The organism is Synechococcus sp. R6-7 (assembly GCF_047461695.1).
Taxonomy (GTDB): Bacteria; Cyanobacteriota; Cyanobacteriia; order Thermostichales; family Thermostichaceae; genus Thermostichus.
This window is the reverse complement of record NZ_JANSHS010000195.1, coordinates 1-692: the sequence shown is the minus strand read 5'-3', so window position 1 is coordinate 692 and position 692 is coordinate 1. Positions and strand designations below refer to the sequence as shown.

General features: G+C 43.2%; 1 pseudogene. It reads right to left on the bottom strand.

The features are described 5' to 3' along the window. Positions 1-637 (bottom strand): annotated as a pseudogene (locus NW815_RS06540) (IS5-like element ISSoc13 family transposase); the annotation flags it as partial. Positions 638-692: the final 55 nt, after the last annotated feature.

Here is a 692-nt window from a genome sequence, read left to right as displayed (position 1 = left end):
AAAAAGCATTCGATTAAATGCCTCTCTTTATACAGATGCTTGTCATAATGCCGCTGCGTCTTTCTATTCCTTTTAGGCGGAATAACCGCTTGAGCTTCCCCTATCTTCTCAATCAACTTATCCGCATCATATCCTTTATCCCCAATTACTTTGGTATCCTTTCTCTGCCAGCCCTCTATCAATTCTTCCCCTTGAGTAATATCGCTCTTTTCTCCGCCAGTTATTCTCAATTCCAGCGGATTTCCCAACCCATCTACACTCACATGAATCTTGGTGCTGTATCCCCCTCGGCTTCTCCCCAAAGCTTGCTCCCCTTTTTTCCGGCAGCACAGGAGTGCGCTCGAACCATGGTTGAATCAATAATGAGATGCTCTAAATCAGGGTCGTCAATAAAATACTTGAACATCCGTTCCCACACTCCAAAACGACTCCACCGGTGGAATCTTTGATAGATGGTGTACCATTTGCCATATCCTTCTGGGAGGTAGCGCCAAGGAGCACCGGAACGGGCTATCCAAAGAACTGCTTCAATAAACTGTTTGCAGTTTGCTTCTTTCCCAATGTTAACTCTCTCTTCTGTCTGTAAAAAAGCCAATATCTTCTGCCATTTGTTTTCATCTAAAAAAACCAACTTCATCCTCTTTCCTCTATAAACTATTCTCTCTATCCTAACATAAGATCAACACGACCTA